The sequence below is a fragment of the Aurantiacibacter luteus genome (genome assembly GCF_001010945.1).
Taxonomy (GTDB): Bacteria; Pseudomonadota; Alphaproteobacteria; order Sphingomonadales; family Sphingomonadaceae; genus Alteraurantiacibacter; species Alteraurantiacibacter luteus.
The window spans coordinates 593,333-612,004 of record NZ_LBHB01000001.1 but is presented as its reverse complement, the minus strand read 5'-3'; the positions used below and the strand labels follow the sequence as shown (position 1 = coordinate 612,004).

Annotated in this window: 18 protein-coding genes; 8 read left to right on the top strand and 10 right to left on the bottom strand. The window is 68.5% G+C overall.

The features are described 5' to 3' along the window. Positions 1 to 182: 182 nt before the first annotated feature. Together AAW00_RS02960 and AAW00_RS02955 are read right to left on the bottom strand one after the other, a co-directional pair. The gene (locus AAW00_RS02960; protein WP_047002812.1) at positions 183 to 1,409 is read right to left on the bottom strand and encodes a pyridoxal-dependent decarboxylase, exosortase A system-associated; all 1,227 of its coding nucleotides are present in this window, start codon (positions 1,407 to 1,409) and stop codon (positions 183 to 185) included. Continuing rightward, the gene (locus tag AAW00_RS02955) at positions 1,406 to 2,908 is read right to left on the bottom strand and encodes an acyl-CoA ligase (AMP-forming), exosortase A system-associated (protein WP_047002811.1); all 1,503 of its coding nucleotides are present in this window, start codon (positions 2,906 to 2,908) and stop codon (positions 1,406 to 1,408) included. The genes AAW00_RS02960 and AAW00_RS02955 overlap by 4 nt, the downstream gene beginning before the upstream one ends. On the opposite strand from AAW00_RS02955, the gene AAW00_RS02950 reads away from it, so the two are divergent. The 4 genes from AAW00_RS02950 to AAW00_RS02935 are packed head-to-tail and all read left to right on the top strand — an operon-like array spanning position 2,907 to position 5,690. Beyond that, positions 2,907 to 3,911, top strand: coding sequence for a GNAT family N-acetyltransferase (locus AAW00_RS02950; protein WP_063359793.1), 1,005 nt, complete (start codon positions 2,907 to 2,909; stop codon positions 3,909 to 3,911). The two genes, AAW00_RS02955 and AAW00_RS02950, sit on opposite strands and share 2 nt — an antisense overlap. Before the next feature lie 25 nt (positions 3,912 to 3,936). Next, positions 3,937 to 4,233 (top strand): acyl carrier protein, encoded by a 297-nt coding sequence (locus AAW00_RS02945; RefSeq protein WP_047002810.1) that lies wholly within the window; start codon positions 3,937 to 3,939, stop codon positions 4,231 to 4,233. 42 nt (positions 4,234 to 4,275) lie between these two features. Beyond that, the gene (locus tag AAW00_RS02940; protein ID WP_241461614.1) at positions 4,276 to 4,899 is read left to right on the top strand and encodes a hypothetical protein; all 624 of its coding nucleotides are present in this window, start codon (positions 4,276 to 4,278) and stop codon (positions 4,897 to 4,899) included. After that, on the top strand, positions 4,896 to 5,690 hold the full coding sequence (locus AAW00_RS02935) for a hydrolase 1, exosortase A system-associated (protein ID WP_047002808.1): 795 nt from the start codon (positions 4,896 to 4,898) through the stop codon (positions 5,688 to 5,690). Before AAW00_RS02940 ends, AAW00_RS02935 begins: the two co-directional genes overlap by 4 nt. Here the strand turns inward: AAW00_RS02935 and AAW00_RS02930 are convergent. The 7 genes from AAW00_RS02930 to AAW00_RS02900 form a co-directional block, all read right to left on the bottom strand. Beyond that, complete coding sequence (locus AAW00_RS02930; protein WP_047002807.1) at positions 5,687 to 6,883, bottom strand: class I SAM-dependent RNA methyltransferase; 1,197 nt, start codon at positions 6,881 to 6,883, stop codon at positions 5,687 to 5,689. The genes AAW00_RS02935 and AAW00_RS02930 overlap by 4 nt on opposite strands. Continuing rightward, the gene (locus tag AAW00_RS02925; protein WP_082124892.1) at positions 6,880 to 8,265 is read right to left on the bottom strand and encodes an NAD(P)H-hydrate dehydratase; all 1,386 of its coding nucleotides are present in this window, start codon (positions 8,263 to 8,265) and stop codon (positions 6,880 to 6,882) included. The genes AAW00_RS02930 and AAW00_RS02925 overlap by 4 nt, the downstream gene beginning before the upstream one ends. A gap of 1 nt (position 8,266) precedes the next feature. Further along, positions 8,267 to 8,590: a hypothetical protein gene (locus AAW00_RS02920; RefSeq protein ID WP_047002806.1), complete on the bottom strand. Its 324-nt coding sequence runs from the start codon at positions 8,588 to 8,590 to the stop codon at positions 8,267 to 8,269. Continuing rightward, positions 8,587 to 10,425 (bottom strand): dihydroxy-acid dehydratase, encoded by a 1,839-nt coding sequence (ilvD, locus tag AAW00_RS02915; RefSeq protein ID WP_047002805.1) that lies wholly within the window; start codon positions 10,423 to 10,425, stop codon positions 8,587 to 8,589. The genes AAW00_RS02920 and ilvD overlap by 4 nt, the downstream gene beginning before the upstream one ends. A 73-nt stretch (positions 10,426 to 10,498) precedes the next feature. Continuing rightward, positions 10,499 to 11,224 (bottom strand): N-formylglutamate amidohydrolase, encoded by a 726-nt coding sequence (locus AAW00_RS02910; RefSeq protein ID WP_047002804.1) that lies wholly within the window; start codon positions 11,222 to 11,224, stop codon positions 10,499 to 10,501. Between the two features lie 136 nt (positions 11,225 to 11,360). Next, a complete protein-coding gene (locus AAW00_RS02905) occupies positions 11,361 to 12,164 on the bottom strand; it encodes a 4-(cytidine 5'-diphospho)-2-C-methyl-D-erythritol kinase (RefSeq protein WP_047002803.1) in 804 nt (267 codons plus the stop codon). Positions 12,165 to 12,404: 240 nt separating this feature from the next. Then, positions 12,405 to 14,051 carry an electron transfer flavoprotein-ubiquinone oxidoreductase gene (locus AAW00_RS02900; protein WP_047002802.1) on the bottom strand — a complete coding sequence of 549 codons (1,647 nt, stop codon included), beginning with the start codon at positions 14,049 to 14,051 and terminating at the stop codon, positions 12,405 to 12,407. 58 nt (positions 14,052 to 14,109) lie between these two features. Here AAW00_RS02900 and AAW00_RS02895 point away from each other — a divergent pair, with 58 nt between their 5' ends. The 3 genes from AAW00_RS02895 to moaB are packed head-to-tail and all read left to right on the top strand — an operon-like array spanning position 14,110 to position 17,140. Beyond that, the gene (locus AAW00_RS02895) at positions 14,110 to 14,853 is read left to right on the top strand and encodes a uracil-DNA glycosylase family protein (protein ID WP_052761734.1); all 744 of its coding nucleotides are present in this window, start codon (positions 14,110 to 14,112) and stop codon (positions 14,851 to 14,853) included. Then, positions 14,853 to 16,610: a transglycosylase SLT domain-containing protein gene (locus AAW00_RS02890; RefSeq protein WP_156169905.1), complete on the top strand. Its 1,758-nt coding sequence runs from the start codon at positions 14,853 to 14,855 to the stop codon at positions 16,608 to 16,610. The genes AAW00_RS02895 and AAW00_RS02890 overlap by 1 nt, the downstream gene beginning before the upstream one ends. A 2-nt stretch (positions 16,611 to 16,612) precedes the next feature. Further along, positions 16,613 to 17,140, top strand: a complete 528-nt coding sequence (moaB, locus tag AAW00_RS02885; protein ID WP_047002800.1) for a molybdenum cofactor biosynthesis protein B — start codon at positions 16,613 to 16,615, stop codon at positions 17,138 to 17,140. Between the two features lie 3 nt (positions 17,141 to 17,143). Here moaB and AAW00_RS02880 read toward each other — a convergent pair whose 3' ends face one another. Next, positions 17,144 to 17,488: a VOC family protein gene (locus AAW00_RS02880; RefSeq protein ID WP_047002799.1), complete on the bottom strand. Its 345-nt coding sequence runs from the start codon at positions 17,486 to 17,488 to the stop codon at positions 17,144 to 17,146. 52 nt (positions 17,489 to 17,540) lie between these two features. Between AAW00_RS02880 and AAW00_RS02875 the strand changes: the two genes are divergently transcribed. Next, positions 17,541 to 18,620 (top strand): PA0069 family radical SAM protein, encoded by a 1,080-nt coding sequence (locus tag AAW00_RS02875; protein ID WP_047002798.1) that lies wholly within the window; start codon positions 17,541 to 17,543, stop codon positions 18,618 to 18,620. The last annotated feature ends 52 nt before the right edge of the window (positions 18,621 to 18,672 follow it).

The following is an 18,672-nucleotide window of genomic DNA, read 5'->3' as shown; positions in this document are numbered from 1 at the left end:
AATGTCCGGCGATCGGCTGACGCTTGCAGAATGGCAGGCGCACGCTTCTCGCCCCTTGGGGATCCGTCAGGCGTTCTGGCGGAAAAGGGTGAACATTCGGTTAGTCATGAGCCCCGGCAACGGCGGAAATCCGTGCTTTCTGAGCACCGTCCCGAAAAGAGACGCAAGTTCAGGGTCTTTTGCTAGACCAGCATTTCCCTTGCCGGGCCCTGGCCGAGGAAACTCGCGGGGCTGGCGCTGGCGCCGTAGGCACCCGCGCAGAAGACCGCGACGAGGTCGCCGACATCGGCCCGCGGCAGCATCGCCTGGTCGGCCAGGCGGTCGAGCGGCGTGCACAGGCACCCGACGACGTTCACCTCTTCCTCGGCCTCCGCGGCAAATTTGTTCGCGATCGCAACGGGATAATTGCGCCTCACCACGGTGCCGAAGTTGCCGCTGGCGGCAAGCTGGTGGTGCAGGCCACCATCGCAGACGAGGAAGGTGGCGCCGTGGCTTTCCTTCCTGTCGACGATCCTCGTTAGATAGACCCCTGCCTCGCCGACGAGATAGCGGCCGAGCTCTATGGCGAACTGCGTCTCCGCGAGGACCGGCGGCAATTCGGCAAACCGCTCCGCCAGCGCCGCGCCGATGGCAGAAATATTCAGAGGGCGATCCTTGTCGAAATAGGGAATGCCGAAGCCGCCGCCCATGTTGAGGTGCGGCACCTCGACCGCTGCCTCCTGCGCCAGGCGGGCGGCGGTATCGAGCACCTGCCCCTGCGTTTCTATGATCGCCTCGGCATCCAGCGCCTGGCTGCCGGTGTAGATGTGGAAGCCACGCCACATCGCGCCTGCATCGACGATCTGCCGCGCGAGCGCGGGCACGCGATCCTCGTCCACGCCGAAGGGCTTGGCCCCGCCGCCCATCTTCATGCCCGATCCGCGCATCTCGAAGCTGGGGTTGACCCGGATCGCGAGCCGCGGGGCGACGCCGAGTGCGCGGCCGATGTCGAGCGCGCGCTCCGCCTCGTTCTCGCTTTCGAGGTTCAGGGTGACGCCTGCACGGATGGCCGCCGTCAGCTCGCCGTCGCGCTTTCCCGGTCCGGCGAAACTGATCTCGCGCGGCAGGTATCCGGCCTCCCGCGCCAGGTCCAGTTCTCCGCCCGAAGCGATGTCGAGCCCGTCGACGAGGTCTGCCATGAATTCGAGGAGCGGACCGTAAGGGTTTGCCTTCATTGCGTAATGAATGGCCAGCCGCTCAGGCATCGCTGCCCGCAGGGCCTCCATCCGCGCGGCGATGGCGGCGCGGGAATAGACGAACAGCGGCGTGCCGCCCGCCTCCCTCACCAGCGCGCTCGCCTTGCGGCCACCGACGGCGAGTTCGCCTTCGATGGCTTCGAACTGCGGTGGAACGGGTCCGAGCGGCTTCATTGCGCTTCCCTCCTCAGCAGCGCGCGGTCGATCTTGCCGTTGGCGTTGAGCGGCATGGCGTTTAACCAGCGCACCGTGGCAGGCTGCATGAAGTTCGGCAGATCGCGTTTCAGCCCTTCGCGCAGCGCCGCCCCGTCGCCGCTGCCGCGCACGACGAGGTGGATCGCCTGGCCCAGCCGCGCATCTGGCAGGCCGAAGGCGACCGCCTCCTCGGCATGGCCGGTGGCGACGGCGGCGTCCTCGATTTCCTGCGGGCTGATACGGTTGCCCGCGCTCTTGATCATCGCATCCTCGCGGCCGAGAAAATAGAGCAGCCCGGCATCATCGCGGCGAACGGTGTCGCCCGACCAGACCGCGGTGCCGCCGTAGTGCGACACTTTCGGCGCGGGCCGGAAGCGCAGCGCCGTGCGTTCCGCGTCCTGCCAGTAGCCTTGCGCCACCAGCGGCCCGCAATGCACCAGTTCGCCCTCGCCCGCGATCTCCCCAGCCTCGTTCACCACGAGGATCTCGGCAAAGGGTATTGCCCGGCCCATCGAGGTCGGATGGTCGTCCACCAGCGCCGGGTCGAGGTAGGTCGAGCGAAAGGCCTCGGTCAGCCCGTACATGGGAAACAGCCGCGCCTCGGGGAATAGCGCGCGCAGACTCCGCACCAGCTCCTCTCCCAGCGCGCCGCCGCTGTTGGTCAAACGGCGCAACGGAGCAACGGCCTCGGCGGGCCAGTCCTGCTCCACCAGTTGCACCCACAGCGGTGGCACTGCAGCAAGCGTGGTCACGCCGTGCCGGGCGCAGGCCTTGATAACGTCGCGCGGCGTCAGGTAGTCGAGCGGCACCACGCTGCCGCCTGCATACCAGGTGGAGAAGAGCTGGTTCTGCCCATAGTCGAAGCTGAGCGGCAGCACCGCCAGCGTCACATCGTCCGCCGCCAGCCCGAGGTAATGCGCCACGCTGACCGCGCCCAGCCACAGGTTGGCGTGGCTCAGCATCACCCCCTTGGGATTGCCGGTGGAGCCGCTGGTGTAGAGAATGGCGGCGAGCGCGTCGGGATCGGCATCGGAGGGATCGAGCGTGCCCTCGCCTTCGTGCCATTCGCTGGCCGAGACCTTCTCCGCGAGCGCCTCGCACCCCTTCGGCACGTCGCCGGCCTCCAGCGAGGCGAGGCGCGCCTCGGTGGCAATCAGCAAGGTTGCCGAACAATCCGAAAGGATGTGCTTGACCTGCGCGCGCTTGAGCAGCGGATTGATGGGCACGTGGACCAGCCCCGCGCGCGCCGCGGCGAGCGGCATGAGGCATGTGAGCTCGCCCTTCGCCGCCCAAGTCGCCACCCGCGCGCCGGGCTGCGGCATCTGGCCCTGCAACCACGCCGCCATGCGCGCGACACGGCTTCTTAAGTCCTTCCAGCTAAGCGTTTCGCCGCGCAGGACCAGCGCCGCATCCGTATCCGCCCCGCGCATCGCGAGGTGGTCGAGCGGACGGGGCACGGGATCGGGCGCGGTGGACATGGGGCCTTTCGGAGCACGCGGGCGGGTGACGGCGATCAGCTATCACGACACGGTTAACGATCTGCAAGACCGCGCATGGTCGGGCAAGGGCCCCTTTACCAAGGCGGGCTGGTTCGCGCTGCTCGAGCAGGCGGGCCACAGGCCCATGCTGGCGGTGGCCGAAGACGCCTTGGGAGCCGTATGCTTGCTGCTGGAGCACGGCGACAAGGGCCTGCAATCGCTGACGAACTGGTATGCCTTTTCCTGGCCCGTCCTCACCTTCGGGGAACCCGACCGCGCACGGTTGCTGAGTGCCCTCGCCCGCGACCTGGCCGGGCAGGCGCGCCGTGTCGCGCTGGCAAAATTGCATACCGCCGATGCCGACCTGCTGGTCGAGGCCTTCCGCGCGGCGGGCTGGCGCGTCGAGGCCGAAGCCGTCGATACCAATCATCACGTCCTCGTTCCGCCTGCCGAAACCGGCGCCTTTGCCGCTTACCTCGCCGCGCGCCCGGGCAGGTTGCGGACCACGCTGAAGCGCAAGGCGAAAAAGGTCGAGGTCGCCCTCGCGACCCGGTTTTGCGCCGACGACTGGTCCGACTACGAAGCGATCTACGCCGAAAGCTGGAAGCCCGCCGAGGGCGATCCCGCCCTGCTGCGCCGCTTCGCCGAGGCCGAGAGCGCCGCGGGGCATTACCGCTTCGCCCTCGCCCGCCACGATGGCCGCGCCGTGGCCGCGCAGTTCTGGTCGGTGGAGGACGGGACCGCTTACATCCACAAGCTCGCCCATCGGCCCGATGCCGATCACCTCTCTCCCGGCACCACGCTGACCGCCGCGCTGATGGAGCACGTGATCGATGTCGACCGCGTCGGCGAAGTCGACTTCGGCACCGGCGACGATGCCTACAAGCGCGACTGGATGGATGCCGCACGCCCGCTTCACAGCCTCATTGCCCTGCGCCCCGCCGACCCTCGCAACTGGGCCGCGCTCGGCAAGGCCGCCATACGCGATCTTGTCAGGCGATGACGGGCTGGCTAGGGCGCGAAGGGAGATGGCCAGCAATCTTCCCATTCCCGTCGCGGATGCCGGCGGAGACGCCGACCTGGTGCTGCGGCAGGTGCTGCAGGACGTGCTCGGTCTTTCGCCCGAGCAGGTCGCTGCGATGGACGCCGACAGCGGTCTCTTCGGCCACCTGCCCGAACTCGATTCGATGGCTGTCGCGGGCCTGCTCACCGAGATCGAGGACCGTCTGGACATCATCGTGGAGGACGACGAGGTCGATGGCGAAATGCTCGAGACCTATGGCGGCCTCCTCGCCTTCGTCTGCGCGAAGCGCGCGGAAGGCTGACCTCCCGTGTTGAGGGCCGCCACCTGGCAGGGGCCCTCCGGTTTGACCGAATACGCCGTCACTTGCGAAACTGGCAACGCGCGCCGCGTATTGATCGTCCCGCCGCTGTTCGACGAGCACAACAAGCTGCGGCATTTCCTTGCCGAGACCATGCGCGCGCTGGCGACCCACGCAACTGACAGCGTGCTGCCCGACCTCCCCGGCACGAACGAGAGCCTCGCGCCGCTCGAAGCCCAGACCCTCGCCGGGTGGCGTCAGGCCGTGGCGAGTGCCGCCAGCCAGCTCGGCGCGACGCACCTGCTCGCGGTTCGCGGCGGGGCGCTGGTGCTGCCCGGCGAGCTGCCCGCGCTGGCCTGTGCGCCGGTATCGGGGCCTGCGATCCTGCGCGGCATGATCCGCGCGCGCGTCATCGCCGACCGCGAGGCGGGGCGCGAAAGCGAGCGCGAGGCCTTGCTGGCAATGGGGCGCAGCGAGGGCATCGAACTCGCCGGCTATCGCCTTGGCGCGGGGCTGCTGCGCGAGCTGGAAAGTGCCGAGCCTGCGGAGGCCCCCGCCATCGCGCAGGCCGACCTAGGCGGCGCGGGCTTGTGGTTGCGCGCCGAACCCGCGCACGACCCGGCGCAGTCGCTCGCCCTCGCAAGGATTGTGGCGGAACGGCTGGCATGACGCGGCGGCACCTCACCCTCGCCTGCGAGGGCGACATGCTGTTCGGCACGATCGACGAGGCCGATGGACCATCCGGCCTGCTGATTGTCAGCGGCGGCAACGAAATCCGCAGCGGTGCCTTTGCCGGGCAGGCCGCTCTGGCCGCTCGTGTGGCCGACGCGGGCTATCCCGTCTTCCGCTTCGATCGCCGCGGCGTGGGGGACAGCGAGGGCGAGAACCGCGGTTTTCGCCACAGCGGCGCAGACATTCGCGCCGCCGCGTTGGCCTTTCGCGCCGAATGCCCGGGGATGCGCCGGCTCGTTGCCCTCGGCAACTGCGACGCCGCCAGCGCGCTGATCGTGTCGGGCGGCCCGATGTGCGACGCACTGATCGCGAGCAATCCGTGGACGCTGGACGAGCATGATGTGGAAGAGGAGCATGAGGCCGCCCTTCCGCCTGCCGGGGCCATTCGCGCACGCTATCTCGCCAAGCTGCGCCAGCCCGCGGAGCTTGCCCGGCTGCTGCGCGGCGGAGTGGACCTCCGAAAGCTCGCGAAGGGGCTGAAGGGGGCCGCCGCCTCAGCTCCATCGCCGTCCGGACTGGCGCGAGAACTGGCGCAGTGTCTCGACGCAAGCGGCAAGCACTCGACGATCCTGCTGGCGGAGAACGACCGCACCGCGCAGGCCTTTGCCGCCTCGGTCGATGTCCGCCAATTCGACGTACGCCGGTGCCCCGGCGCAAGCCACGCCTTCGTCGAGCCGCACGCGCGCGAATGGCTCGAGGCGCAGGTGCTGGAGGTGCTCGCCCGTTAGCGGACGAACAGGCTGGCCAGTTCGACGTGGGTGGACCAGCGGAATTGCCCGACCGGGCGCAATTCCTCGAGCCGATAGTCCGCCGCCGTCAGCAGCGCCGCATCGCGCGACCAGCTCGACGGGTTGCAGCTGATGTAGACGACCCGCGAAACGTCGCTCGCGGCGAGCTGCTCCACCTGCGCGCGGGCCCCGGCGCGCGGCGGATCGAGAACCACGCCGTCGAAGCCGACGAGTTCTTCGGGGCGCAGCGGGTTGCGGAACAGGTCGCGGTGCTGGACCTCGACCGGCAGCCGCGCGGCCCCGGCGGCGGTGCGACAGGCCAGCATGGCGGCACGGTCGGCCTCCACTGCGGTGACCTTGCGCCCGTCCGCCAGCGACAGCGCGAAGGTCCCCAGCCCCGCGAACAGGTCCGCCACCTGCGAGGCTTCTCCGAGCCACTCGCGCGCCGCGTCCACGAGCGCCGCCTCGCCGTGCGCGGTCGCTTGCAGGAAAGCACCGGGCGGCAGCGCGACGAAAATGCCGCCGAGCGTGACGGTCACCGGCTCCGGCTCCCAGAACCCTTCCGCGCCGTAGCCGTGGTCGAGCGTCAGGCGTGCGAGGCCGTTCTCGCGGCAGAAGTCGAGCAATTCTTCGGTCTGTTCGAGGCCTTCGGGCATGAATCCCGACAGGCCGACATCGACACCCTGGTCGGCCAGCGTCAGTTCGATGCCGATGGTATATTTTCCTCGCAACCTGCTAAAATAGCGACGCAATGAATCGACGATGGCGAAGAGGTCGGGCAGCAGGACATGGCATTCGCGCAAGTCGACGACCTTGTGCGATCCGGCCTCGGTAAAGCCGATCAGCGGCCGCCCGCCGCCGTTGATGGCCCTGAGGCTCGCGCGGCGGCGGCTGCGCGGGGGCGACATCTCCGGCGGAAGGACATGGGCCGGGTCCAGTCCCTGCCCTTCCGCTGCGAACACCACGCGATCGTGCACGAAACGGGCGAGTGTCTCCTCGTCGAGGTGCTGCAACTGGCAGCCGCCGCACTTGCCGAAATAGCGGCATGGCGGGTCTACGTGATGGGGGCCGCGCTCCAGTGTGCCGTCGGCCAGCAACACGTCGCCGGGGGCGGCGAAGGCCTTGTGACGGCCCGACGCGGTGACGCCGTCGCCCTTGGCGGCGACGCGCAGGATTTCTTCGGGATTGCTCACAGGAAGCGCGCGTAGGCCGCCCGCACGGCACCGACAAGCTCGCCCGCGCTGAAAACCGGGCCAAGCTGCCGCGCAGCCTCGGAATGCAAGACGACCGCCGCCCCCCCCGCCGCCATCGGCGTATCGCCCGTCGCCATGCGGCTGGCGGCAAGCCCGGCGAGCACGTCGCCCGTGCCCGCCGTGCTCAGCCAGCGCGGAGCGGGCGGAAACAACAGCGCATGCTCAGGGCTCGCGAGCACATTGTCCGGTCCCTTCGCAAGCACGGTCATGCCCGTCACCTGCGCCAATTCGCGAGCCAGCTCCAGCTTAGGGCCATCCGTGATGGCAAAAGCCTCGCACAGCTTCGCCAGTTCGCCCGCATGCGGGGTGACGAGGATATGCGAGCAGTCGGACGGCAGCATCGCGGGGGTCAGCAACACCAGCGCATCGGCATCGAGCACGCATGGTACGCCGCGCTGCAAGACCGCTTCGAGCGCCCGGCGCGCCGCATCGCCGCGCCCCAGCCCCGGACCGATGAGCACCGCGCGCACACGCTCGTCCGCCAGCGCCTCTGCGGGATCGCCGTCGTCATGCACGAGGTCGGCGGGCAGCGCGGGATGCGAGTGCTCGCTCAGCAGCTTGACGTAGCCTGCCCCGGCGTGCTGCGCGGCGCGGGCGGCGAGGAGCGCGGCGCCGACCATCTTCCCGCCCACGACCAGCAGCAGCCCGCGCGAATACTTGTGCGCGTCCATAGCCGGCGGCGATAGGCTGGGCGGCGTGGCCAAGGCGACGCCGCTGCCCGCATCGCCGACCCCGATCTCCACCAGCCGCCGCTCGCCCATGCGCTCGCTCGCCGGCATCAGCCAGTGCGCCCGCTTCCACGCGCCGAGCGCCACGGTCACATCGTACTGCGGCAGGCCGTCATTCAGCAGCGCGCCGGTGTCGCTGTCCACGCCGCTGGGCAGATCGACGGCGATGCGCTGTTCGTGCGCGGCGGCGAGCTCCTCCATTAGTCGCGCGTGCTCGTCCGAAAGGGGGCGAGAAAGGCCGGTGCCCAGCAGGCAATCGACCAAGACATCGCCTTTAGCGGTGGCGACCGGTCGGCCGCCCCACGCGGCGCGGGCCTTGCGCGCCGCATCGGTCGCGGGGTCGAGCGGCGCGACGACTGAGACCGCAGACCCGCGCGCTTCGAGTTCGCGGGCGATCACATAGCCGTCGCCGCCGTTGTTGCCCGGTCCGCACAGGACGGTGACGGAGCGTCCCCCTGACAGCCGCCACACCCAGTCCGCCGCGCCCTGGCCGGCGCGCTCCATCAGGCTCTCGGCGCTCTCGCCGCCTTCGATGAGCGCGGCTTCCGCAGCCCGCATCTCGGCGGCGGTGAGCACCTGCTGCGATGCGAGCACGCTACTCTCCGACAGCGAGGCGATAGCGGTCCGCGCCCACACGCACCTCGATAAAGCCCTCGCCGCGCTCGACCACGGCGCTGTCCGCACCGTCGGCGGTGATCAGACCTTGCCCCGGAACCCCGAGCAGGAAGCGGCGGAAGCTGCCGTCGGGATGGCGGACGACGAGCAGGTTTTCACCCTCCCGCGTGGCGCGCTCCATCGTGCAGTCGGACGCGAAACCCGCCGCTCCGCCCAGCGCACATTCGACGGGCGAGCCAGCAGGCAGCGCCTCGCCCGAACCGCAACCGGCGAGAACGAGCACGGCCGGGACAAGAAGCTTCACCGCTCGACCTGCGACACGTCGCGCACGGCCCCGTGCGCGGCGCTGGTGGTCATCGCGGCATAGGCGCGCAGCGCGGCGCTGACCTTGCGCGGTCGTTCGGCAGCAGGCTTGAAAACTTCAATAGCGGCACGGCGGGCGGCGAGCACGTCGTCGGCCACCTGCAAGTCGATCGTGCGCCCCGGAATATCGATGGCGATCATGTCGCCCTCCTCCACCAGCGCGATGGTGCCGCCTTCCGCTGCCTCGGGCGAGACGTGGCCGATGGAGAGCCCGCTGGTGCCGCCCGAAAACCGCCCGTCGGTCAGTAGCGCGCAGGCCGCGCCCAAACCTTTCGATTTGAGATAGCTCGTCGGGTAGAGCATTTCCTGCATCCCCGGCCCGCCCTTGGGCCCCTCGTAACGGATGACGACCACGTCGCCCGCCCCGATCCGGTCGGCGAGGATGGCCTCGACCGCGTCGTCTTGGCTCTCGAACACGCGCGCGGGACCGGTGAAACGAAGGATGCTCTCGTCGACGCCCGCGGTCTTCACGATACAGCCATCGCGGGCGATGTTGCCATAGAGCACCGCGAGCCCGCCGTCCTGGCTGAAGGCGTGCTCCTTGCTGCGGATCACGCCGTGCTGGCGATCGGTGTCGAGCTCGTCCCAGCGGCGGCTCTGGCTGAAGGCGGTCTGCGTCGGCACGCCCCCCGGTGCGGCCTTGTAGAATTGCTGCACGGCGGGGTTGTTGGTCAGGCGAATGTCCCAGTCCGCCAGCGCGTCGCCCATGGTGGGCGAGTGGACGGTGGGGAGCGCGGTGTAAAGCAGCCCCGCGCGGTCCAGTTCGCCGAGGATCGCCATGATGCCGCCGGCGCGGTGAACGTCCTCCATGTGCACGTCGCTCTTGGCCGGCGCGACCTTGGCGAGGCACGGCACCTGGCGACTGAGGCGATCGATGTCGGCCATGGTGAAGTCAACCCCGGCCTCGTGCGCGGCGGCGAGCAGGTGGAGCACGGTGTTGGTCGATCCGCCCATCGCGATGTCGAGGCTCATGGCGTTCTCGAACGCCTCGAAGCTAGCGATTGCTCGGGGGAGGACGCTCTCGTCGCCCTCCTCGTAGTATCGCTTCGCCAGCGTCACTACGAGGCGGCCCGCGCGCTCGAACAGCTTCTGCCGGTCGGAATGCGTGGCGAGCTGCGAGCCGTTGCCCGGCAGCGAGAGGCCGAGCGCCTCGGTCAGGCAATTCATCGAGTTGGCGGTGAACATGCCGCTGCACGAGCCGCAGGTGGGGCAGGCGTTGCGCTCGATCTCGGCGACTTCCTCATCGCTGTATCGCTCGTCCGCAGCGGCGACCATGGCGTCCACCAGGTCGAGCGCGACTTCCTTGCCCTTCAGCACCACCTTGCCCGCTTCCATCGGCCCACCGCTGACGAACACGCACGGCACGTTCAGGCGCATGGCGGCCATCAGCATGCCGGGCGTGATCTTGTCGCAGTTGGAGATGCACACCATCGCGTCGGCGCAGTGGGCGTTGACCATGTATTCCACGCTGTCGGCGATCAGATCGCGGCTCGGCAGGCTGTAGAGCATGCCGTCATGGCCCATGGCGATGCCGTCATCGACCGCGATGGTGTTGAATTCCTTGGCGACGCCGCCCGCAGCCTCGACCTCGCGCGCCACGAGCTGGCCGAGGTCCTTCAGGTGGACGTGTCCGGGCACGAACTGGGTGAAGGAGTTGACCACGGCGATGATCGGCTTGCCGAAGTCGCCGTCCTTCATGCCGGTCGCGCGCCACAGGCCGCGCGCGCCAGCCATGTTGCGGCCGTGGGTCGAAGTGCGGGAGCGATAGGCGGGCATAGCGCGAGACCCTAGCGAAGGGGCGCGGCGGTGCGAAGGAGAAATGCTTTTCTCGGCGAAAGTCCGGTGCGGCTCAGCCGCTCTCCAGCGCCAGCTTCACCCGCCCCGCCACGTCGGCGATGATCGCCGCCCAGCGCGCCTGCCCGCGTTCGTGCGCGATGAGTTCGTTGCGGACCTCGATGGCGCAGTAGGGACGGCCGTGCGCCTCGGCATGGCGGTTCATCGTCGCGTTGAGCTGCCTGCCGGAATAGGGCTCGTTGTCGCCGACGGTGACGCCAAGTTCGCCGAAGAGGCGGATGGCGTGGCGCGCGGCACGGTCGTCCTCGTTGTAGAGCAGCCCGATCTCCCAAGGCCGCTCGGCGGGCGCGCTTTCGAGGCTGGGGGTGAAACTGTGGATCGAGAGGATGAGGCCCGGCTCCGCCTCGTCCAGCCAGCGCGCCATCGCGGCGTGGTAGGGCCGGTGGTAGAGCTCGAGCCGCTTCTCCCGGTCGGCACCGATGTTGCCGGGGATGAGGATACCATCGCTGGTGGTTGGGACGAGGCCGTCCGACTCCTCCTCGCGGTGCAGGTCGATGACGAGGCGGCTGACCTCGGCGAGCATGGCGGCGATGCCGTGTCGGCGGGCGAGGCGCTCGGTGACGCCGGCGGCACCGATGTCGATTGCGACGTGCTTGTCCATCGTGCCGGGCGGCACGCCGAGGTCCACGCCTTCGGGCACGCGGTTGCTGGCATGATCGCACACCGCCACGATGCCGCCCCGTGCGGGTTGGCCGACGAAGCGACAGGGAGCGTCGGTCATGTTCTAAGTCCCACCTTTCCATCCCCGCTCATGCTGAGCTCGTCGAAGCATTGGCTCGCTGTTGCGGACGAAGCGCCGAGACAAGAAAAGCAGCCCTTCGACAAGCTCAGGGTGAGCGGGGGGAGAGGGAAGCGCGTCACCGCAATGCTCCCACCATCTGCCACCATTCGCGCGGAATGGATGCCGCCGTCGCATCGCGCTCCTCGATCGTGTCGAACAGCGCAAAGCACGTCGCGCCCGAGCCGGACATGCGGGCAAGCCACGCGTCTGTCTCACGCAAGGCGGCGAGGACATCGGCGATGGCGGGTACGATCCCGATGGCAGGCGCTTCCAGACCGTTGGTTCCAGCAAGCGCGACCTCCCGCGGAGAGCCCTGCGGCAGAGGCCCATCGTCCTCTCCCGACCACGCCTTGAAGACCGGCCCGGTAGCGAGCGGCACGCGCGGGTTGACGAGCAGCACGGGGGTGCCGACAAGGTCGCTGTCGACGGGTTCCAGATCGGTCCCTGTGCCGCGCCCGATGCAGGTGACGCTCTCGACGCAGGCGGGGACATCCGCGCCGAGCCGCGCCGCCCGCTCGCGCCAGTTGTCGGGCAGCCCGTGCCGCTCGCGCACGATGCGGAACACCGCGCCGGCATCCGCCGAACCACCGCCGAGACCGGCAGCGACGGGGAGGTTCTTTTCCAGCGTGATCGCCAGACCATCGGGACGCGGCAACACGCCGAGCGCCTTTGCGACGATGTTGTCGAACGGGTTGTCGAGCGTGCCCGCAAACTCGCCCAGCACCTTCACGCTGTCGGCCGCGGCGGAGCGGGCCGTCAGCGCATCGCCGGCATCGACGAAGGCGAACAGCGTTTCGAGTTCGTGATACCCGTCCTCCCGCCGCCGCCGGACATGAAGCGCGAGGTTGATCTTGGCAAAGGCCGTTTCGCGCAACGTCAACTACTCGAATGTGGCTTTGAGCTCGATGAAGTGCACGCCGTGAGATGCAAGGTTTGCCAAGACCTCCGTAGTGGGCATTCCCAACCTGTCTGGATCGTTTGCGTTGATTTCCATTTCATCGAGCAGTTTCCATGGGCCTACGTCATCTGGCAGGAGCGCGACATCATCCCGCGCCAAGATAGCGTAACGCCCACCACCAGCCTTGTAGCAATATGCTTTCATGATAGCGCCGGAACCGGCTCACATATTCGGGTAGTTCGGACCCCCGCCGCCCTCGGGCGTGGTCCATTCAATGTTCTGGTTGGGGTCCTTGATGTCGCAGGTCTTGCAGTGGACGCAGTTCTGGCTGTTGATCTGGAACTTGGGCTCCTGCCCGTCCTCGATCAGCCATTCGTAGACACCCGCAGGGCAGTAGCGCGTCGAGGGGCCGGCGAAGACCTCCAGCTCGCTTTCCCGCTGCAGCTCCAGATCGCGCACCTTCAGGTGGTTGGGCTGGTCCTCGGCGTGGTTGGTGAAGCTGTAGCTGACGCTGGTCAGGCGGTCGAAGCTCAGCTTGCCGTCGGGCTTGGGATAAGGGATCGGCTTGTGCAGGTCGGCGCGCTGCAGTTCCTCGTAGTCGCGGTGGTGCTTCATGGCCGGGGCCAGCGCCGCGCCCATGGTTCGCAGCCACATGTCGGCGCCCGCGAGCACGGTGCCGATGTCGCCGCCGAACTTGGCGACCATCGGCTGCGCGTTCTGCACTTTCTTGAGCTCGGTCGCGATCCAGCTGTCGCGTACAGCGGCATCGTAGTCCATCAGTTCGGTATGCTCGGCGCCTGAGGCGATGGCGGCCGCCACGCTCTCGGCGGCGAGCATGCCGCTCTTCATCGCGGTGTGGCTGCCCTTGATGCGCGGCACGTTCACGAAACCCGCCGCGCAGCCGATCAGCGCGCCGCCGGGGAAGGCGAGCTTGGGCACGCTCTGCCAGCCGCCCTCGTTGATGGCGCGCGCGCCGTAGGCGACGCGGGTGCCGCCCTCGAGATACTCGGCAATGGCCGGGTGGTGCTTCCAGCGCTGGAATTCCTGAAAGGGGCTGACATAGGGGTTCTTGTAGTCGAGCGCCGTCACGAAGCCGATCGCCACCTGTCCGTTCGCCTGGTGGTAGAGGAAACCGCCGCCCCAGGTGTCGCTTTCCGACAGGGGCCAGCCCTGCGTGTGGATGACCCGGCCGGGCACGTGCTTGTCCGCCGGGATGTCCCACAGCTCCTTGATCCCGAGGCCGTAGACCTGCGGCTGGCAATCGGCCTCGAGGTCGAAGCAGGCCTTCATCTGCTTGGTCAGGTTGCCGCGCGCGCCCTCTGCGAACAGGGTGTACTTGGCGCGGATCTCCATGCCGGGTTGGTAATCGCCCTTGTGGCTGCCGTCCGCCGCCACGCCCATGTCCTGCGTGATGACGCCCTCGACCGCGCCGCCCTCGCCCACGATCACCTCGGCCGCGGGAAAGCCGGGGAAGACCATGACGCCCAGCGCCTCGGCCTGCTCGGCCAGCCAGCGGGCGAGATTGCCGAGCGAGCCGGTGTAGCAGCCCTTGTTGCTCATCAGCGGCGGCATGAAGGCGTGGGGCAGGCCCACCTTGCCGGTCTTGCTCAGCATCCAGTGCCAGTTGTCGGTCACGGGCACCTCGGCCATCGGGCAGCCCTGCTCGCGCCATTCGGGCAGCAGTTCGTCGAGCGCCTTGGGATCGACGACCGCGCCCGAAAGGATATGCGCGCCGATCTCGCTGCCTTTTTCGAGCACCACGACTTCCAGCGCCTCGTTCAGCTGCTTCAGCCGGATGGCCGCCGCAAGGCCCGCCACGCCGCCGCCCACGATCACCACGTCGGTCGGCATCGATTCCCGTTCGCTCATCGCTTCGCCCTGTTTTGCGAGACATTCATGGCAAGGGCACTTGCGTTGCGGGCGGGCCTTGGTCAAGACCGCCTTCAGCCCCGGCATGGACAATTCTTCCGACATTACCCTCGCTGACCGCTACGCCGCCGCGCTCGACTGGTGGCGCGACGCGGGCGTGGACTGCGACTTCGCCGACGAGGTGCAGCCGTGGCTGGCGAATGAGGAGGAAAAGGCCGAGGCCACCGCGCCCGCGAGGAAGGCCAAGGCCGAACCCGCGCCCCATGTCCCCGCCATCGTGCAGGACGCGCTGCCCGGCGATCTCGCCGCCTTCCGTGCCTGGTGGACGAGCGCGGACAACGCCCTGCCCTCGGGCCCGGCTCCGCGCATTCCGCCACGCGGCGATGCGGGCGCCAGGCTGATGATGCTGGTCCCCATGCCGGAGGCGGGCGACAGCGATGTCTTGCTGGCAGGGCCGCAGGGGGAGATGCTCGCGAACATCGCCAAGGCCATCAAGGTTGCGCCAGAAGCGGTCTATCTCGCGTCCGCCCTGCCCGCCCACCTGCCGCTGCCCGACTGGGCCGAGCTGATGCGCGAAGGGCTCTCCGCCGCGCTGCTGCGCCACATCGAACTCGCCCGGCCCGAGCGCGTGCTCGTCTTCGGGACCAGCCTGCCGCGCCTGCTCGGCCACCCCGCCTCGCCCGATACCCTGCGCGAGATCGCGGGTATCCCCGCGCTCGCCACATTCGCCCCCGAACGCCTGCTCGAACACAAGCGCCAGCGCGCGCTGTTGTGGGAGCGGCTGCAGAAATGGACCGCCTGATGCGCCTTTGCACCCTCACCGCCCTTTCCCTGTCCTTCGCGGCCGTCGCTGCCTTTCCCGCCACGGCGCAGGATACGCGCACATACTACACCGCGCGCATCGCCCAGCCGGAGGTGCCGCAGGTTCTCTCCGCCGGCGACCGCGAGCTCTACGCGCAGGTCTTTCGCGCCATCGATGCCGAGCGCTGGGGCGAGGTCGAGCAACTGCTGGCCCAGCGGCCCGACGGCCTGCTGACCGACGTGGCGCGCGCCGAGTACTATCTCCACGCCAACAGCCCGCGGGTCGAGCTCTACGCTTTGCAAAACTGGCTGCAGACCGGCAGCAACCTGCCGCAGGCGGCGCAAATCGGCAGGCTAAGCGTGACGCGCGGTGCCGCCAGCGCCCCCTCGCTGCCGTACCTGCGCGAAACCTATCCCCAGAACCCGATGCCGCGTCGCACCCGCCCGCGCTCGGTGAGCGACGGCACGATGCCGTCCGACATTGCGTCCAGCATCACCGATCGGATCGTCAACGACGACCCCGACGGTGCGCGGCTGCTGCTCGACGGGGTGGACTCCCTGCTGAGTTCCGAGGCGCGGGCCGAATGGCGGCAGAAGGTCGCCTGGAGCTATTTCATCGAGAACCGCGATCCCGAAGCGCTCGCCGTCGCGCAGACCGTGGGTGCGGGCAGCGGTCCGTGGGTTGCGGAAGGCGACTGGACCGCGGGTCTCGCCGCCTGGCGGCAGGGCGATTGCCGGTTGGCGGGCGATGCCTTCCAGCGCGCCGCCGCGGGCACAGCGAACGCCGAGCTTCGCACCGCATCGCTGTATTGGGCGAGCCGCGCCGCGCTGCGCTGCCGCCAGCCCGACCTTTCCGCCCGTTTGCTGCACGATGCGGCGAGCGACGACCGCACGCTGTACGGGATGCTGGCGAGCGAGAATCTCGGTCGCCAGCTCCCCGACCGGGTGGAGAATCCCGAGTTCACCAGTGCCGACTGGCAGGCGGTCGGTTCCATCCAGAACGTGCGCGTCGCCGTGGCGCTGGCGGAAATCGGACGCGACGGGCTTGGCAGCACCGTCCTCCAGCACCAGGCGCGCATCGGCCAGCCCAGCGAGTATCAGCCGCTCACCCGCCTCGCCCGCGCGCTCGGTTTCCCGCAGACGCAGCTCGCCATGGCCTACAACGCGCCGAGCGGGGCGGAGGCGGACCCGGCCAGTTTCTACCCCGCGCCGCGATACCAGCCCTACAACGGCTGGCAGGTCGATCCCGCGCTCGCCTTCTCGCACATCCTGCAGGAAAGCGCCTTCCGCCCCAACGCCACCAGCCCGGCGCAGGCGCAGGGGTTGATGCAGATCACGCCCATTACCGTGCGCCAGCACGCGCCCACGCTCGGCCTCAGCGCCAGCGGCGTCGACATCTACGATCCCGCTACCAACCTCGCTTTCGGCCAGCAGAACCTCATCATGCTGCGCGACGATTCGACCACGCGCGGGCGGCTGCCGGTCATCATGGCGGCCTACAACGCCGGGATGACCCCGGTGCGGCGCTGGGAATACGAGGTCGATGACCAGGGCGATCCGCTGATGTACATGGAGGCGATACCCTACTGGGAGACGCGCGAATACGTCGCCGTGGTGATGCGCAACTACTGGATGTACGAACGGCAGGCCGGCGCCACTTCGGCGACCCGCATGGCACTGGCGCAGAACGGCTGGCCGCTGTTCCCCGACGGGCGCGCGCCGACCAGCGGCCGGGTCTACATGTCGACGGGCAACTGAGCGTGGCGATCGACGAAAGCCGCGCTTTCCGCCCCATCAACATAGCTCTCCTCACGGTTAGCGACACCCGGGGGCCTGACGAGGATACCTCCGGGGACATCCTCGCCGAGCGCATCAAGAGCGCCGGTCACCGGCTCGCCAACCGCATGATCTTGCGCGACGATGCCGACCTGATCGCCGATCAGCTGCGCCGCTGGATTGCGGACGAGGGCGTGGATGCCGTGGTCTCCACCGGCGGCACGGGCCTCACCGGCCGGGATGTCACACCCGAAGCGCTCGAACGGGTGAAGACCAAGGACATCCCCGGTTTTGGAGAGCTGTTCCGCTGGGTCAGCTACCAGTCGATCGGCACCTCGACCGTCCAGTCCCGCGCGCTCGCGGTGCTGGCCGAGGGGACATACATCTTCGCGCTGCCCGGATCGAACGGCGCGGTGAGGGATGGCTGGGACAAGATCCTCGCCGAGCAACTCGACAGCCGCAACCGCCCGTGCAACTTCGTCGAGCTGATGCCGCGCCTGAAAGAGCGCTAAGGTTCAGCCTTCGACAGGCTCGTAGCAGGCAAGTTCGAGCCCTGCCGAGTCGGTAAAATGGAAGCGCCTGCCGCCCGGATAATCGTAGATGTCCGCGAGGATGGTGCCGCCGGCGTCAGAAACACGGTCCCGCGCAGTCACGATGTCCTCGACCCTGATGACCGGCAGGATCGCTCTCGATTGCTGGCTGTCCGCGGAGTCATTCAGCGCGAGCTGGCACGGCGCGTCCTCGTGCGCTGCATAATCCGGACCGTATGCCGTGAAGCGCCAACCAAAGGTTTTCTCGTAAAAGGCTACCTCTTCTGCGACCTTCTCGACAGGCAATTCGCGATAACCAAGCACAGCCATCGCCAATCTCCTGCTTGCTGCCAGTTAGCGTATGTTCTATCTATGTTCCGCCATGCCGAGTCAATCCGCCATCAAGGGTCGCGGCGCGCAGTCGGGCGCGGTGCCGCAGCGATTCGGTCTGGCCGACCGGCAGGCGGACGGCGATTGGCGCGACGCGATGGAGGCACTGGACGGCCCGCCCGTGACGCTGCGCACGACGATTACTGAGGAGCATCCCAGGACCATCCTCAGCTTCAACCAGTCGCCCGACATCTTCTTCGATCGCTCGGTCAACGCCTATCGTGGGTGCGAGCATGGCTGCGTCTACTGCTTTGCCCGCCCTACCCACGCCTACCACGATCTCTCCCCCGGCCTCGATTTCGAGACTAAGCTGTTCGCCAAGCCCGATGCCGCGCGGCTGCTGCGCGAAACGCTGGCGCGGCCGAAGTATCGTCCCCGGCCCATTGCCATGGGTACGAACACCGATCCCTACCAGCCCATCGAGGACCGCTACCGTATTACCCGTCAGTTGCTCGAGGTTTGCCTCGACGCGCGCCATCCGGTGACGATCACCACCAAGTCAGACCGCGTGCTGCACGATCTCGACCTGCTCGAAGCGATGGCGGAACAGCGGTTGGTGGCCGTGGCGATCTCGGTGACCTCGCTCGATCCGGTGCTGTCCGGCAAGCTCGAGCCGCGCGCTGCTTCCCCTGCCAAGCGGCTGGCGGCGCTCGGCAGGCTGGCGGAGGCGGGCATCCCCACTCACTGCTCGATCGCGCCGGTCATTCCCGCCATCACCGACGGCTTCATAGAGCAGATCGTGGCGCGGGCCGCCGCGCTGGGCGTCGCCAGTTGCGGCTGGATCCCGCTGCGCCTGCCGCACGAGGTCGCGCCGCTGTTCCGCGAATGGCTCGACGTGCATTTCCCCGATCGCGCGGGCAAGGTCATGGGCATCGTGCGATCGATTCGCGGCGGGCGCGACAACGATCCGGATTTCTTCTCGCGCCTGCGTCCGACCGGCGTGTGGGCCGAACTGCTTCGCGCGCGGTTCCGGCTCGCATGCAAGCGGGCCGGAATCGGCAAGGTCAGCTTCGAGCTCGACTGTACCGGCTTCCGCAAGCCGGAAACCGGCAATCAATTGCGACTGTTATAATCTTCTTCGCATCGGGAACAGATTGCTCTAAGCACCGTCTGACCAACGACGC

Bases quoted from the DNA above. Each gene is read 5' to 3' on its own strand.
- AAW00_RS02910 (WP_047002804.1), bottom strand. From the start codon at position 11,224: ATGACCGACGCTCCCTGTCGCTTCGTCGGCCAACCCGCACGGGGCGGC.
- AAW00_RS02890 (WP_156169905.1), top strand. From the start codon at position 14,853: ATGCGCCTTTGCACCCTCACCGCCCTTTCCCTGTCCTTCGCGGCCGTC.
- AAW00_RS02950 (WP_063359793.1), top strand. From the start codon at position 2,907: ATGGGGCCTTTCGGAGCACGCGGGCGGGTGACGGCGATCAGCTATCAC.
- AAW00_RS02900 (WP_047002802.1), bottom strand. From the start codon at position 14,051: ATGAGCGAACGGGAATCGATGCCGACCGACGTGGTGATCGTGGGCGGC.
- AAW00_RS02945 (WP_047002810.1), top strand. From the start codon at position 3,937: ATGGCCAGCAATCTTCCCATTCCCGTCGCGGATGCCGGCGGAGACGCC.
- ilvD (WP_047002805.1), bottom strand. From the start codon at position 10,425: ATGCCCGCCTATCGCTCCCGCACTTCGACCCACGGCCGCAACATGGCT.
- AAW00_RS02875 (WP_047002798.1), top strand. From the start codon at position 17,541: ATGCCGAGTCAATCCGCCATCAAGGGTCGCGGCGCGCAGTCGGGCGCG.
- AAW00_RS02880 (WP_047002799.1), bottom strand. From the start codon at position 17,488: ATGGCTGTGCTTGGTTATCGCGAATTGCCTGTCGAGAAGGTCGCAGAA.
- AAW00_RS02960 (WP_047002812.1), bottom strand. From the start codon at position 1,409: ATGAAGCCGCTCGGACCCGTTCCACCGCAGTTCGAAGCCATCGAAGGC.
- AAW00_RS02955 (WP_047002811.1), bottom strand. From the start codon at position 2,908: ATGTCCACCGCGCCCGATCCCGTGCCCCGTCCGCTCGACCACCTCGCG.
- AAW00_RS02935 (WP_047002808.1), top strand. From the start codon at position 4,896: ATGACGCGGCGGCACCTCACCCTCGCCTGCGAGGGCGACATGCTGTTC.